This window comes from Paraburkholderia sp. BL23I1N1, from assembly GCF_003610295.1.
Lineage (GTDB): Bacteria > Pseudomonadota > Gammaproteobacteria > Burkholderiales > Burkholderiaceae > Paraburkholderia.
Genome location: NZ_RAPV01000003.1, coordinates 170,169 through 185,406 on the forward strand (window position 1 = coordinate 170,169; position 15,238 = coordinate 185,406).

Below are 15,238 nucleotides of genomic sequence, written 5' to 3' on the forward strand. Positions count from 1 at the left end.
CTCGGGTGACCAATCGGGCGCTCCCAGCGCCCGATTTCAAACTTCCACGTAGTCGCGCAGCGCGGTCTGCACATCATCAAGCACCGTATCCCATCGGCCCAGCTCCCGCTGCCTGAACAGGCGCGCTGACGGCGTTGTCACATTAAAGTGTTCGCGTCGCAGTAGTGCGATGAACGGAGCTTTTCTCAAAAACCGGACGGATTTTGGCTAAGCTCGGTGAAACGATGCCATGCGGCAAAGCGATCGCCGAGTTGTTTGCGGTGGAGCGAGGCACGTAGTAGATGTCGCTTCAGTGCGAAGTGCTGCCGGATCGGTCCGAAATTCGACAGGAACGCTTGCGTGCGTTCAGGATCGCGGAAACCACGCATGCGGCGCTCGCGTTCTCGCGTGGGTTGATGACTATTTTCGGCCCGGTTGTTCACTCGGGCGCTGGCTTTGACGAAAACGTGCTTCACGTTTGCCAGTTCAGGGATCTCGGCCTTCGCCGCCGGATAGCTGCGCAACCGGTCAGTGACAATCTTGCGCGGCACCTCAGGACAAGCCACCAGGACACGTTTGAAGAATCGTTTCGCCGCAGCCTTGTCGCGCCGCTTCTGCAGCAGGATATCAAGTCCGGCGCCATGCTGATCGACTGCCCGCCAAAGTAGATAAGGCTCACCGCGTAGCGTCACAAACACCTCATCCAGATGCCACGTGGTGCCCGGCTTGCGACGAGCAGCCTTGACGCGATGCGAGAAGCCAGCGCCGAATTTGTCGCACCAGCGCCGCACTGTTTCATAGCTGACGATTACACCGCGCTCGAACAGCAACTCTTCAATGTCGCGCAGGCTCAATTGAAACCGGAAATACCAGCGAACGGCGCAACTGATAACGGCACCCGGGAATCGATGGCGATGGTACAGCGACATGGTTGTCTTCATCGCATTACTCTACCAGCCCGACCCGTTACCGTGACAACGCCCGTTCGCGTTCTTCGGCCGGATGGGGGCTGCGAACAGGTCGAGGCGGCCAACAACTCGGCGAGCGTGCAGTGTGGCCGTGGCTTGGGATTGCATCACCAGGCGACCGGCTCGACGTCAAGGCCGACTATTGCACCGGCCCGCAGGCGCAGTTGATCGAGAAAGGCCAGCGCGACGTGCGGATAGCTGGGTGCTGCGAGAAGGGCCTCGTGGCGAGGCGGTCCTCAACCACGAACGATGAAAGTGCGGTGCCGTGCTGCGCGCGGTCGCTGACCAGACAAGCAGTTACCGCAGCCTGATTCTGCCGGCCAGGAACGACACTCATCGAGAATGCGGCCACGACTACACAGTCGAGACGGCACCGCGCCATAACCGATTGGCAGACTCATTTCCCGAATGGATTGAACACCGGTACGTCAAAGCGTTCAAAATCACGAACGTTTCTCGTCGCGACGGTGAGGTTGTGTGTCAGCGCGCTGGCCGCGATCATCGCGTCTTCATAGACCGTGTTCGACTGACGATGCATCAGCTTTGCCCAGAGCCGGAAGGTCGCAGCATCCATGGGCAAGACATTGTAGGTTGTGCTGACCAGATCGGCCCACGCTTCTATTGCCGATGCCTTGTCGGCATCCTGCTCTCGCGTGATTTCGATGTCCGCCTGAATTTCGCCGAGCGTCACGGCAGAAAGATACATGTCGGCGTCCGCAATGCTTTCGAGCCATGACACGACGGCTCCATGCGGGCGTATCTTGCGAAGCTCCGAAACAACATTAGTATCAAGAAGAAACACGGCGGCCTTACAGAGCAATAGTTGAGCGACGCTTCGCCCGTCCGCGCCGTGGAAGGTCAAAGTCACCACGGCCGACATCGGACAACAGCAAGGCCTTCAGCGAGGGACGTGCAGCGTCATTGAGCCGTTTCCATTCCGCGATAGGCACCAGCACGGCCGTTTCTGCGCCGCGACGGGTCACTACCTGTGGCCCCTCACTGACACAGGCATCAAGTAGCTCGCTGAAACGGGCTTTCGCGTCTTGTACAGGCCAAGTGTGCATGACGAACCTCCAATAACTAGTCATATAACTAGTTTATTCGTGTGATCGCCAAAACGCAAGGGTTACGGAAGTCTCAGTTCGCAGAATGTTTTTGTCGAACACGACAGCGTGAACTAGCCTCGCCGCATCCTGCTGGCTGGGCCGAATCACGGCCTACCGAATGGCCAGAACCATCGTTGCGCAAATCAGCGTTCCAAAAAAAGGCCGCCAGCACGGAGGGAGTGCCCGGCGGGCGAGGGCCGAGGCCTGATCGCGCGGTCGCATCGCGCCATTGCGGGTGATCGGCCAGCGCCAGCGCAACGATGCTTTTGCCCACGCCGCCTTTGCTTCCGCCTATCAGATAGACGGGGTTGAGAGTTGTTGCCATTGCCGTCCTTTACAGGTCGTCGGTATCTGGTTTGATCGCAAATGCAAGCGAACCCTGCACCGGCATGGGTTGCGGTTTGACTTCTGCCTCTCCCCCATGCGGACGCGCTTCATTGCGGCCTTCCGTGCGCCCCTCGGTACGTCCGCCTGTATGCCCCTCAGTGTGTGGGCTGTTCACGCGCAACGCACCGCCCTGCGCCACTCCATGTGCGCGGGACAATGCCATAACCGTGCCCTGCGCAGGCGTCTTTGTCGCCGGATGTGCCGTATTGCCTGCGCTGTGTCCCTTTCCCGCAGGACGCAGCGCGTAACGGATCGTTCCAGCCGTGATATCGATGCCCGCCTGCCTTGCCTGCTCCGCGATCTGCTCCAGCGTGTAGCCCTTTGTCTGTGCCGTACGGATATGGCCACGCATATCTTTCATCGCGTCGCGAACACTCAGGCCGCGTTCGGCCTCCGGTTTTTCCCGCAGCGCATCGAGCGTCCGGGCCAACACCTCCCATCGCGATTTCGCATAGACCCTGGCAACAGGCATCGCCACCTCCAGCGCATATATCGGCACACACCGCCTGCGCACCATCCTGCTCACGCATAACGCACCTGTCAACGCCGTCCTGGTGCGCCGCAAGGCACCGTAGGAACTCAAGAGACACATGGGAACACGGGGGAATAACGCACTTTTTCCACATGTCGCAGGCACGCAACGCTTCCGCCCCGACGCATTGCCATTCATCGTCATTGCGCAGGCGATCTGCGCTAATCGTGGAGAGCTTGTCGCCGCGAGGCCGACGCCGTTAGGACAACCTGCTTGCACGTCCTTGTGACACCCTAAACGCGTGAGGTTTGCCAATCGTTCGCCATCTTTACGTGCGCATCACGCTTTTCTTTCGCCTTGTGTTACGCACGGCGCTAGCCACGTCCTCGTATCCGCCGTGCGCCGGCGATGCACTTTCGCCTGTTCTCCGGCTCGCAGGTGGAGCGCATTTCATTGGTCCACCAAAGTGCATTTCTAACGCGCGCAGTTTGCGCTTCATGTGACCACCTTGACGCACGCCGGTACGCACGAGGTAAGCATCCGAATTCCGATCGCAGCAGCATAAGCCAAATGCGCGTTTTGGCATCTCACAAATCAATCTCGATACTCGCCGCTTTTACGCTTGCGCAGTCGGCAACAAGGCAGGAGGCACAGGGCAAAAAAAATGTGCTGCCAAGGCAGCACATTTTTCAATCACAAGCGTCAAAGCGACGCCGGTCAAAGCTCAATTCGATACGCGAAAACTCAGCCCGCACGCATCAGCAACAACGCGTTGGTACGCTTCACAAAGCTCGCCGGATCTTCCAGCGCGCCGCCTTCAGCAAGCAGTGCCTGATCGAACAGCAGATGGCACCAATCGTCGAAGTTCGCGCTCTCCGCATGCAGGCCCTTGACCAGCGCGTGCTCCGGATTCACTTCAAGGATCGGATGGAACGACGGCGCGCTCTGGCCGGCGGCCTTCAGCATACGTTGCAGATAGCCGCTCATTTCGCCGTCGTCAGCCACGAGGCAAGACGGTGAGTCGGTCAGGCGGAACGTCAAACGCACGTCTTTGGCCTTGTCCTTCAGCGCTTCTTTCATCTTCTCAACGAGCGGCTTGAACTCCTCGCTGACCTTTTCTTGCGCCTGCTTTTCTTCGTCGTTCAGCGCGCCCAGATCGAGATCGCCGCGCGCGACGCTTTGCAGCAGCTTGCCGTCGAATTCGTTCAGGAACGACAGCATCCATTCATCGACGCGGTCTGTCAGCAGCAGCACTTCCACGCCCTTCTTGCGGAACACTTCCAGGTGCGGGCTGTGGGTCGCGGCCTGCCAGGTGTCGGCGGTCACGTAGTAGATCTTCGATTGCTCGGGCTTCATCCGCGCGACGTAGTCGGCGAGCGACACGGTCTGCTCCGGCGATTCCGTATGGGTCGACGCAAAACGCACCAGCTTTGCAATACGCTCGCGATTGGCGAAGTCTTCGCCGATGCCTTCCTTCAGCGCCTGACCGAATTCCTTCCAGAAGCCGGCGTACTTTTCGCGGTCGGCGTCGTTCTCCGAGTTGGCCAGCTCTTCGAGCATCGATAGCGACCGCTTGGTCACGCCTTCGCGGATCGCCTTCACATCGCGGCTTTCCTGCAGGATTTCACGCGACACGTTCAACGGCAGATCCGCCGAATCGACCACACCCTTCACGAAACGCAGATACCCCGGCAGCAGCTGTTCGGCGTCGTCCATGATGAACACGCGCTTCACGTACAGCTTCAGCCCCGCGCGATGATCGCGGTTGAACATGTCGAACGGCGCATGCGTCGGCACGTACAGCAGTTGCGTATATTCGCTGCGGCCTTCGACGCGGTTATGCGTCCACGTCAGCGGATCCTGGTGGTCATGCGAAAGGTGCTGGTAGAACTGCTTGTACTGTTCTTCCGTGATGTCGTTCTTCGAACGGGTCCACAGCGCGCTCGCCTGGTTGACGGTCTCGTCTTCGTCCTTCGTGACCATCTCGCTCTTTTCGGCGTCCCACTCTTCCTTCGCCATCAGAATGGGCAGCGCGACGTGATCCGAATACTTCTGGATGATCGACTTCAGACGGTGCGACGACAGCAGTTCGTCTTCATCGGCACGCAGATGCAGCGTGATGGTCGTGCCGCGCGCGGCGCGCTCAATCTGCTCCACCGCGAAATCGCCCTCGCCCGCGCTTTCCCAGCGGACACCTTCCGAGGCCGGCAAACCGGCGCGGCGCGTCTCGACCGTGATCTTGTCCGCGACGATAAAGCCCGAGTAAAAACCCACGCCGAACTGGCCGATCAGTGCCGCATCTTTCTGCTGGTCGCCGGAGAGCTTGCCGAAGAATTCCTTGGTGCCCGAGCGCGCGATCGTACCGAGGTTGGCGATCGCTTCGTCGCGGCTCATGCCAATGCCGTTGTCGTCGAGCGTGATGGTGCGCGCGGCCTTGTCGTACGAGACGCGAATCCGCAGATTCGGATCGTTTTCGTACAGCGCGCTGTTTTCGATCGCCTCGAAGCGCAGCTTGTCGGCCGCGTCGGACGCATTCGAAATCAGCTCGCGCAGAAAGATTTCCTTGTTGCTGTACAGCGAATGGATCATCAGGTGCAGAAGTTGTTTAACTTCTGCCTGAAAGCTCATGGTTTCTTGTGCCATGGTCGGACTTCCTCTCTGTTACGAATGACGAATAGGGTTAAACATCGCCCGCGTAATTTGGGGCAAAGCGGCGCGGTTTCAAGAGGCGCGTCTTGCGATGCTGTCCAGATAACGGCACAGGAACGTCGACAGTTCAGGATCGCCGCAATTGGCGATATTGAAGCGCATCCACGTAGTGGGCGATTGCTGCGGAGAAAACAGGCTCCCGGGCGTCAGCAGGAAGCCGTCTTCGTGGCCCGCAGCCGCGAGCGCGCTTGCGTCGACGCCGGTGTCGGCCCACAGGAACATGCCGGCGGTGGGCGTCAGGAACAGCTTCATGCCGGTCTTCTCGAGCATCCGCACGGATTTTTCGCGCACGCCGTCCAGCCGCGCGCGCAGCCGCTCGACATGCCGGCGATAGTGGCCCTCGGTGAGAATCTTGTAGAGCACACGCTCGTTCAGTTCGGGACTCGTCATGCCGACCAGCATTTTCTGATCACTGACGGCTCTCGCCACCTCCGGCGCGCAGGCGATAAAACCCACGCGCAGATTGGGCGCGAGCGTTTTCGAAAAGCTGCTTAGATAGATCACGCGCTTCAACTGGTCGAGGCTCGCGAGCCGCGCGCCCGGGTGGGCCGGCGGGCACAGATCGCCGTAAATATCGTCTTCGACGACGATGAAGTCATACGCTTCGGCAAGCCGCAAAATGCGGAACGCCTGCGCGGCCGTGAGCGACGTGCCGGTCGGATTTTGCAGCACCGAATTGATCACCAGCATTTTCGGCCGCCAGGTCTCGACGAGCGACTCGAGCGCGTCGAGGTCCGGCCCATCCGGCGTGTACGGCATGCCGACCAGCCGCGCGCCTTGCGACGCGAAACGCCCGAACATCTGGAACCAGGCCGGATCGCCGACGATCACCGCGTCGCCCGGCTTCACGTAAATCCGCGAAATCAGGTCAATGGCCTGGGTAATGCCGGAGACCATGACGATCTGATCCGGCGACGCGCCGATTTCCAACTCCTCCAGCCGCGTCTGCAACTGCTGGCGCAGCGGCAAAAAGCCCTGCGGCGTGCCGATGCCGAGCATCTGCGCCCCGCTTTGCCGGCCGAGCGTACGCAGCGCGTTGGTGATCAGGTCGCCGTCGAGCCAACGTCCCGGCAGGTAGCCCAGACCCGGGCTGCGCTCGGGGCGCGCGCCCGTATGCAGCATATTGCGCAGCAGCCACACGACGTCGATCGTGGCCGGCGCGGGCGCCGCGGCGGCAATGGTGCGGATCTCAGCCGTCGGCGCACCGCCCAATCGTTCGCGCACATAGAAACCGGAACCGCGCCGCGACTCCAGATAGCCCTGCGCCACCAGCCGCTCGTACGCCTCGACCACGGTGAAACGCGACACGCCCTTGTCCAATGCCAGTTTGCGGATCGACGGCATGCGCATGCCGGGACGGAACACGCGCTCCTCAATGCGGCGGCATGCCCACTGAACAAGCTGCTCGACCAGCGTCAGCGACGCCGTATCGTGAGGAGTGGGAATCTGGGCAAGCGGGACGGACATAACGGGCTCCAACTGTACCGAACGGTATCGAGTCGATTGTACCGTTACTGTGCAGGTCGTCGCCGTTACATTTAAGACTGCATCTAAGATAAGCAACGGATGGTTAAACGGCTCGGGGCGGCATGCACCGCACACGAGCGACCTTGGGAAAGACCTGCCCAAACACCATCCACCTGGCCCGCCGACCCGGCAAACGGTTATGCTTACGACCCCGGCCACGCTGCTGCCGCATCCGGCGCGCGTTCCGGCTTACCGCAGAAACCGCTTTCCTGATCCGCCATGAATGCCCATTCGCTCCGCCTCGATCACCTCGTGATTTCCGCCCGCACCCTCGACGAGGGCACGCAGTATGTCGCCGACACGCTTGGCGTCGCACCGACCGGCGGCGGCGCCCATCCGCTGATGCGCACGCACAATCGCCTGTTGAATCTGTGGGGCGGCGTGTACCTGGAGGTGATCGCGGTCGATCCGCAGGCTGCGGAACCCGCGGATGGCGCCGCGCCCCGTGCCCGCCTGTTCGCCCTCGACGACCCGGCGACGCACGCGCGGCTCGAAAAAGGGCCGTACCTGTCGCACTGGGTCGCCCGAGTCGACCGTCCGAAGCAGCTCGCGGCTTGGCAGGCGCAGTATCCGCAGCGCATTGCGCCGATCGTGCCGATGACACGCGGCGATTTCAGCTGGAGTCTGTCGGTACCCGAAAACGGCGCGTTCCCCGCATGGCAAGGTGCCGGCGACGGCGTGCTGCCGTCGCTGATCCAGTGGGATACGGCGCGGCATCCATCCACCGCGTTGCCGGAAACGGACATCGCACTGAAAGCTTTGAAAGCAGCCCATCCGCAAGCCGACGCGATTGCCGCGCAATTGCACTGGCTGGGCGCGGCGCGCCTGATCGCACTCGAGCCCGCGGAAGGCGCCGCGGCGCTCGTCGCCGAGTTTGAAACACCCGAGGGTCTACGGACCCTTAAATAAGCAGCGCGCGTGGGTCACCAACTCGCGCGATAATTGAAGTTTTGACCGGTTCCAGAGATACCAGCAGAGGAGACCATGGACCAAAGCGACTTGAAAGCCCCCACGTGGCAACTGTCCGAACGCGCACGCAAGCTCACGAGCTCGGCGATTCGCGAGATCCTGAAGGTCACGGAGCGGCCCGAAGTCATTTCGTTCGCAGGCGGCCTGCCCTCACCGGCAACCTTCCCGGCCGAACGCATGCGCGAAGCCTCCGACCGCATTCTGCGCGACGCACCCGCCGCGGCTTTGCAATACAGCGCGACTGAAGGCTACCTGCCGCTGCGCGAATGGGTCGCCCAACGCTATTCGGTGAACGGCGCGCAGATTCGCCCTTCGCAGGTCCTGATCACCACCGGCTCGCAACAGGCGCTCGACCTGCTCGGCAAAGTGCTGGTGTGCCCGGAGAGCCCCGTACTGGTCGAAACGCCTACTTACCTCGGCGCGCTGCAGTCGTTCTCGATGTACGAACCGCGCTACGTGCAGGTGCCAACCGATGAGCAAGGCCTGATTCCCGAGGCGCTCACGCCCGAACTGACGGCCGGCGCGCGCCTCCTGTACGCACAGCCGAACTTCCAGAATCCGACGGGGCGCCGCCTGCCGGTCGAACGCCGCCGCGCACTGGCTGCGTTTGCAAAGACCGCTCCATTCCCGGTGATCGAAGACGATCCCTACGGCGCGCTCGACTACGCGGGTGAGCCGCTGCCCACCATGCTGTCGATGGCGCCGGATCACATCGTCCATCTCGGCTCGTTCTCGAAAGTGCTGGCGCCGGGCCTGCGGGTCGGCTACATCATTGCGCCCGAAGAATTGATCTTCAAGCTCGTGCAGGCCAAGCAAGCCACCGATCTGCACACGCCGAGCTTCACGCAGCGTATCGTGTACGAAGTGATCAAGGACGGCTTCCTCGACACGCACGTGCCAACCATTCGCGAGCTGTATCGCGATCAATGCGCGGCGATGCTCGCCTCGCTCGAACGCTACATGCCTGAAGGCGTGAGCTGGAACCGTCCGGAAGGCGGCATGTTCGTGTGGGTGAATCTGCCCGCGCAGATCGACAGCATGAAACTGCTCGAAGAAGCCGTCGCACAAAATGTAGCGTTCGTGCCGGGCGGTCCGTTCTTTGCGAACGAAGCCCAGCACAACACGCTGCGCCTCTCGTTCGTCACGGTGCCGCCTGCCAAAATTGACGAAGGCGTGTCGCGGCTCGCCGCACTGATCCGCGCGAAGGTCTAAGCGCGAACGTTTAAGCGCCCCCGGCCGCCGCGCCGGGTTACCGATTTCCACTACCGATCGAGGACACACCATGGCTCAAACGAACGTGTACGACAAGCTTAAGGAACTGGGCATCGAACTGCCGAGCGCAGGCGCGCCCGCAGCCGCCTATGTAATGAGCGCGCAAAGCGGCAACACGGTGTACCTGTCCGGCCACATCGCCAAGAAGGACGGCAAGGTGTGGGCCGGCAAGCTCGGCGCCACGCTCACCACCGAAGAAGGCAAGGTCGCCGCACGCTCGATCGCGATCGACCTGCTCGCCACGCTGCACGCGCATGTGGGCGATCTGAACCGCGTCACGCGCATCGTCAAGCTGATGAGCCTCGTCAACTCGACGCTCGAGTTCACCGAGCAGCATCTGGTCACCAACGGCGCGTCCGAACTGATCGCGGACGTGTTCGGCGAGCGCGGCAAGCATGCGCGTTCGGCATTTGGCGTGGCGCAGATTCCGCTCGGCGCATGTGTCGAGATCGAAATGATCGCAGAGGTCGAATAACGCGCGTCAACAGGGTCGGCCGCCGGGTTCACTGGCAAGCCGTCCTGAACGCACTGAACGCGTCGCGAGGTGTCTGTCACCTGCGGCGCGTTTTGCCTTTGTGGCGAGGTGGATCGTTCCTTTGCCACCAGATAGAATCCGCGAACCCTATCCCTCCACTGGATTCGCCGGATCGCGCCCAATGCCCGCCAACATCGTTCGTTTTAAACAGGTCGACGTGTTCACGTCGGTGCCGTTCAAAGGCAATCCGCTTGCTGTCGTGTTCGACGCCGATGCGCTCGATGCGGATCAGATGCAGGCGATCGCGCACTGGACCAATCTGTCCGAAACCACCTTCCTGCTGGAGCCGACCGACCCGGCCGCCGACTATCGCGTGCGGATCTTCACGACGCATGGCGAATTGCCGTTCGCCGGTCATCCGACACTCGGCACCGCGCATGCGTTGCTCGAAAGCGGCTATCAGCCGAAGCAGGCCGGCAAGCTCGTGCAGCAATGCGGCGTGGGGCTCGTCGAATTGCAAGCGCTTACTGAATCCGGACCAGCCGGCAAGGCACAAGGCGGATGGGCTTTCGCCGCGCCGCCCGCGCGCGTTACGGCGCTTCCCCAAGATCAGTACGCAGCGCTGGCTACGGCATTGCGTAGCGACGCGATCGACTTCAGTGCTACGCCCTGCGCGGTCGACAATGGGGCGCCATGGCTCGTGGTACGCGTCAATTCAGCGCGCGACTGTCTCGCGCTCGAACCCGATGCCGCAGCGCTTGCCGGCATCGTGCATGCAATGAACACCCACGGTCTCGCCGTCTACGGACCCCACGGCGCAGGCCGCCCGGCCACCTTCGAGGTGCGCTGCCTGATGGCGGGCGGCCGCTTCGGCGTCAGCGAAGATCCGGTAACGGGCAGTGCGAACGCCGCGCTCGCGGGCCTCCTGAGCGCCCAGCAGCTACGTCCGGGCTCACACTACACGGCTCGCCAGGGTACCGTCCTGGGCCGCGCCGGCGACGTTTCGGTGCACTACGACGACGCAGCCGGCAAGACATGGATCGGGGGGCTGTCGGTGACGATCGTCGACGGCACGTTCCGGTTGGCATGAACCGCGCGGTGCTCGATTGCATGCCAGCAACGGCCTGCTTGCCGCTGAATGCCGCCTGTGTCTTGCCGCTTCGGGCCGCGCTTGAGCATAAAAGCCCTACCGTTCGCACGATTAATGCGCCATGCATTGCGAGAGGCCTGGCACACCTGAATTCCGGATCCCGATGAAATATTCGAAAACGAGTGCCAGGCTGCGGCCCCAAGGCTGGCCGCGCCGGCTGCGAATTCAGCCTGCCGGAGCGGTCTGTCGCGCCCGCGTATACCCGATGCGCGGACTCTTCCTTAATCCACTGGCATTAAGTAATATCGAAACGTACCCGATGACCTGCGGATGGTCAGGCACGACGCCACGCTCCCTTCCCCTGCGCAGCAGTTCCGGCACCTTGGTCACCATGCAGCCACCCATGAAATTAGCGCAGTCGATGCTCGCGCAGTTGCAACTGGCCGGCACCAGGGAACGGGCCGCCCGATGAGCCAGTCCCGCTTCTCCGACCAGCGCGAAGCCAAACCCCGTCGCGATCCTGCCGTGTCGCGCCGTCGTGCCTTGCTTGCCATTCCCGCGCTCGGCGTGCTGGTGCTGATCCTGCTTTGGACCGTGATCTTCGCGCGTTTGTCGGTTGAGAAAGAAGCCACGAATCGCGAAGCAATGGCCTCCGCCGCGATTCTCTCCGCAGCGCTGGAGCAGCATACGGTCAAGGCGATTCACCAGGTCGACCAGATCACCCGTTTCGTCAAATACGAATTCGAAAAAACGCCGAATCATTTCGATCTCGCCAGCACGGTCGAAAAAGGCGTGGTGCAAAGCGAAACACTGGTGCAGGTGTCGCTGATCGACGAGCACGGCACGCTGATCGCCAATACGGCCGAACTCAATCCCAAACACATCGACCTGTCGGACCGCGAACACTTCAAGGTCCACGAACACGAAAACGACGACCAGCTGTATATCAGCAAGCCGGTGCTCGGCCGTGTGTCCGGCCACTGGACCTTGCAGATGACGCGGCGTCTGAATCATCCCGACGGCTCGTTCGCGGGCGTCGTGGTGGTCTCCGAAGACCCAAGCTATTTCACCAGCGACTTCTACAACAACGCGGCCATTGGCCGTGAAGGCGTGATCGCGGTGATCTCCGACAACGGCACGGTATTGGCGCGCCGCACGGGCAGCACCGACACTGCCAGCGGCTCGTTCTCGGCGAGCGGCTCGTATCCGACCTCTGAACACGTGTCGGGCACCTACGTCGATTCGATCGACAACGTCACGCGCATCGTGTCGTACCGGCATATCGACGGCTATCCGCTCGGCGTGCTGGTGGGCCTGTCGCAAGCCGAAGAATTCGCCGACTACAACCACACGCGCAACGTCTATCTGCTGATGGCCGGCTTCATCTCGCTCGCGATGTTGAGCTTCTTCGCGGTGGCCACCGGTTTGATCGGCAAGCTGCTCGGGCGCGAGCGCGAGATGACGCATCTGGTCGAGTACGATCTGCTGACCGGTTTGCGCAATCGCTATGCGACGCTGCAAACTTTGCGGCACGACGTGGCGCAGCCCTCCAATCTCGGCCGCCTCGCGATTCTTTTCATCGACCTCGACAACTTCAAGACCGTCAATGACACGCTGGGCCACAACGCCGGCGACATCGTGTTGCAAATGACGGCCTCGCGCCTCGCCACCGCGGTTGGCGACGGCGGCACGTTGAGCCGCATCGGCGGCGACGAGTTCGTCGTGGTGATCAAAGGCGACGACGTCGAGAAGCGCGCGGTCACACTCGCCGAAGCGGCGGCCGACGCGTTCGCCAAGCCTTTCGAAGTGCGCGGCAGTTCGTTCGTATTGCACGCAAGCATCGGCATCGCGCTCTATTCGGTCGCCAACGAGAGCGAAATCGACCTACTGAAAAAAGCCGACCTCGCGATGTACAGCGCGAAGGACGCGGGCAAGAATTGCTACCAGTTCTATTCGCCGCAGCTGTCGCACCGCGCGGACCATTTGATGAAGTGGGAACAGCAATTGCGTGTCGCGCTCGCCGAAGGCCAGCTGTTTCTCGCCTATCAGCCGAAGATCGATCTGACGCGCCGCTGCATCGCCGGTTTTGAAGCGCTGGTGCGCTGGAACCATCCGCAACACGGCCTGATTCCGGCCAACGAATTCATTCCGGTCGCCGAATCGACCGGCCTGATCGTGCCGATCGGCGACTTCGTGATCGAAACCGCATGCCGCCAGTTGGCGGTGTGGCAGCAGCAGGGCTACGACACGCTGTCGCTCGCGGTGAACATCTCCGCGGTGCAGTTCTGGCGTGGCGATCTGTACGAAACCATCTCGCATGCGATCGAGGAAAGCGGCATCTCCGCGCGCCGCCTCGAACTCGAAATCACCGAGACGGCGATGATGGAATACCCCGAACTCGTTTCGGAGAAGATCGTCGCGTTGAAGCGCCTCGGCGTGCGCATCGCGCTCGACGACTTCGGCACGGGCTATTCGTCGCTCTCCTACCTGAACCGCTTCTCGGTCGACACACTGAAGGTGGACCGTTCGTTCGTCCAGGCGATACCCGGCGACCGCAGTGTCTGCGTGATGGTCACCGCCATCGTCAACCTCGCGCGCTCGCTCGGGCTCACGGTGGTGGTCGAAGGCACCGAGACCGAAGAGCAGATTGCGTGGCTCGCCGCACTCGGCCATATCGAGGCACAGGGCTTCCTGTTCTCGCGCCCGGTGCCGGTCGACGCGATTCCGGCGCTGCTCGAACGCTTCGGCGTATGCGGTGTAAAGGGTCACCACCCCGCGCTTGAAACCGACAGTACCAGCAGCTTGTCCAGCACAAGCACCAATAGCTGAGTGCACTGCGCCGGTGCGGCGCTTGTCACGCATCGGCGCGCTCCATACAGCCTATCAGCGTGCAAGCGGCGCCCCACGCTTATCCAACCGCGGCATCGCAAAACCGGCTACATTCACGCTGTACCGAGTGACAGCGCGAAGCCGGTTGCCGATCGCGCAAGCACACACAACGATGATCCAAAGGGCGGGCCGCCCGCGTACCGGCGCCCGCGGCGCGATGCAGACGATCACAAGCCAGAATGCCGCCAGACGAGGGACACGGGAACCGCTATGGACGCTGTTCCGGGTCGTGTTCGGCCTGTCGGCGCTGTCGTGGGGCGGCCTCGCGCTGATGGCGCAACTTGAAAACCATTACGTGGAGCGCGAGGGACGGCTCTCGCGCGTGGCCTTTTCCGATCTGATCGCGCTGGCCTGGATGGTGCCCGGCCCGGTGGGTTGCAATGTCGCCGTGCAACTCGGCCATGCGTTGCGTGGACGCGCCGGCGCCTGGGTGGCGGGCGTCGCAAGCGTGCTGCCCTTTTTCACGCTGATGACGCTGTTCGCCATCTTCTATCGCACGCCGCTCGTGCGCGCTGCCGCCTCTCAAACTTTGCTCAATCATTTCAGCGTGGTGCTGGCCACGCTGATCGCGATCACCTGGTACAAACAAACACGCGCACTGGTGCGCGGCAAGCTCGAATGGACCGCGGCGGTGCTCGGCTGTGTGGCGCTCTTCTACGCGCACAGTCCCGCGGCCTACGTGGTGATGCTTGGCGGGGCTTTCGGCGCCGGCTGGCTGGTCAGTCCGGTTCGCGATACGCGCATCGTCGTGTCGATCGCTCGCGGCGACCGGCATATGCTGGCGGCGTTGTGCGTGCCGCTGGTGATATTCGCACTGCCGTTGCCGCATCGTTATGAACTGGCGCTGCTATGGCCGCGGCTGGCCGGTGCGGGCATGACGTTATTCGGCGGTGGCTTCTCGGCGTTGCCGGTACTCAAGACGCTGTTCGTCACGCCGGCGATCGGTGTGTCGGATAACGACTTCACCCTGGCCTTTTCGCTATCGCCGTTATCGCCGGGACCGCTGTTGAACGTGGTGCCGTTCTTCGGCTATCTGGTGGATGGTTGGGTGGGCGCGCTGATTGCGACGCTTGCGTTGTTCGTGCCGTCGGGCTGCCTCGTGGTGCTGGCGCAGCGGCATCTGCATCAGTTGAAGGCCAATCCGCGTTTCGAGCACGGCATGCGGATGCTGCGCGCGGTCACCACCGCGTTTCTGGCGGTGGCCGTAATACGCATCGCCGGGCATGTGCCGTTCCAACCGGTCTACCTGGTGACGGCGCTGTTCTCCGGCATGTGCTTCGCCAAACTCAAGACGCCGGTGTACGTGGTGTACGGGACTGTGGCGATCGTGTGTGGACTGTGGCTTGCCTACGGCGCTACGCCCTAGACAAGCCGCACCCTGGATTCACAGGGGCG

13 protein-coding genes are annotated in these 15,238 nt (G+C 62.2%); 6 read left to right on the forward strand and 7 right to left on the reverse strand.

From position 1 onward, the window contains the following. Window positions 1-185 precede the first annotated feature (185 nt). The 7 genes from B0G76_RS39970 to B0G76_RS40005 all read right to left on the reverse strand — a co-directional run bounded on the left by B0G76_RS39970 (window position 186) and on the right by B0G76_RS40005 (window position 7,088). Window positions 186-920 carry an IS6 family transposase gene (locus tag B0G76_RS39970; RefSeq protein WP_120298240.1) on the reverse strand — a complete coding sequence of 245 codons (735 nt, stop codon included), beginning with the start codon at window positions 918-920 and terminating at the stop codon, window positions 186-188. A gap of 424 nt (window positions 921-1,344) precedes the next feature. Further along, on the reverse strand, window positions 1,345-1,749 hold the full coding sequence (locus B0G76_RS39980) for a type II toxin-antitoxin system VapC family toxin (RefSeq protein ID WP_120298241.1): 405 nt from the start codon (window positions 1,747-1,749) through the stop codon (window positions 1,345-1,347). A 7-nt stretch (window positions 1,750-1,756) separates the two neighbouring features. Then, window positions 1,757-2,011 carry a type II toxin-antitoxin system Phd/YefM family antitoxin gene (locus tag B0G76_RS39985; protein ID WP_120298430.1) on the reverse strand — a complete coding sequence of 85 codons (255 nt, stop codon included), beginning with the start codon at window positions 2,009-2,011 and terminating at the stop codon, window positions 1,757-1,759. A 73-nt stretch (window positions 2,012-2,084) separates the two neighbouring features. Beyond that, complete coding sequence (locus B0G76_RS44680; RefSeq protein WP_310793978.1) at window positions 2,085-2,378, reverse strand: hypothetical protein; 294 nt, start codon at window positions 2,376-2,378, stop codon at window positions 2,085-2,087. Between the two features lie 9 nt (window positions 2,379-2,387). Continuing rightward, window positions 2,388-2,912: a hypothetical protein gene (locus tag B0G76_RS39995; RefSeq protein WP_120298431.1), complete on the reverse strand. Its 525-nt coding sequence runs from the start codon at window positions 2,910-2,912 to the stop codon at window positions 2,388-2,390. A 744-nt stretch (window positions 2,913-3,656) separates the two neighbouring features. Next, entirely contained in the window at window positions 3,657-5,555 is a 1,899-nt protein-coding gene (htpG, locus tag B0G76_RS40000; RefSeq protein WP_120298242.1) for a molecular chaperone HtpG, read from the reverse strand. Window positions 5,556-5,633: 78 nt separating this feature from the next. Beyond that, window positions 5,634-7,088 (reverse strand): PLP-dependent aminotransferase family protein, encoded by a 1,455-nt coding sequence (locus B0G76_RS40005; protein ID WP_120298243.1) that lies wholly within the window; start codon window positions 7,086-7,088, stop codon window positions 5,634-5,636. A 279-nt stretch (window positions 7,089-7,367) separates the two neighbouring features. Here B0G76_RS40005 and B0G76_RS40010 point away from each other — a divergent pair, with 279 nt between their 5' ends. The 6 genes from B0G76_RS40010 (at window position 7,368) to B0G76_RS40035 (ending at window position 15,209) form a co-directional block, all read left to right on the forward strand. Continuing rightward, window positions 7,368-8,057: a VOC family protein gene (locus B0G76_RS40010; RefSeq protein ID WP_120298244.1), complete on the forward strand. Its 690-nt coding sequence runs from the start codon at window positions 7,368-7,370 to the stop codon at window positions 8,055-8,057. A gap of 75 nt (window positions 8,058-8,132) precedes the next feature. Further along, window positions 8,133-9,329, forward strand: a complete 1,197-nt coding sequence (locus tag B0G76_RS40015) for a PLP-dependent aminotransferase family protein (protein WP_120298245.1) — start codon at window positions 8,133-8,135, stop codon at window positions 9,327-9,329. A 70-nt stretch (window positions 9,330-9,399) separates the two neighbouring features. After that, entirely contained in the window at window positions 9,400-9,864 is a 465-nt protein-coding gene (locus B0G76_RS40020; RefSeq protein ID WP_120298246.1) for a RidA family protein, read from the forward strand. A gap of 181 nt (window positions 9,865-10,045) precedes the next feature. Further along, window positions 10,046-10,954 (forward strand): PhzF family phenazine biosynthesis protein, encoded by a 909-nt coding sequence (locus B0G76_RS40025; RefSeq protein WP_120298247.1) that lies wholly within the window; start codon window positions 10,046-10,048, stop codon window positions 10,952-10,954. A gap of 468 nt (window positions 10,955-11,422) precedes the next feature. After that, window positions 11,423-13,783, forward strand: coding sequence for an EAL domain-containing protein (locus tag B0G76_RS40030; protein ID WP_120298248.1), 2,361 nt, complete (start codon window positions 11,423-11,425; stop codon window positions 13,781-13,783). A gap of 217 nt (window positions 13,784-14,000) precedes the next feature. Next, on the forward strand, window positions 14,001-15,209 hold the full coding sequence (locus tag B0G76_RS40035; RefSeq protein ID WP_120298432.1) for a chromate transporter: 1,209 nt from the start codon (window positions 14,001-14,003) through the stop codon (window positions 15,207-15,209). Window positions 15,210-15,238 lie beyond the last annotated feature (29 nt).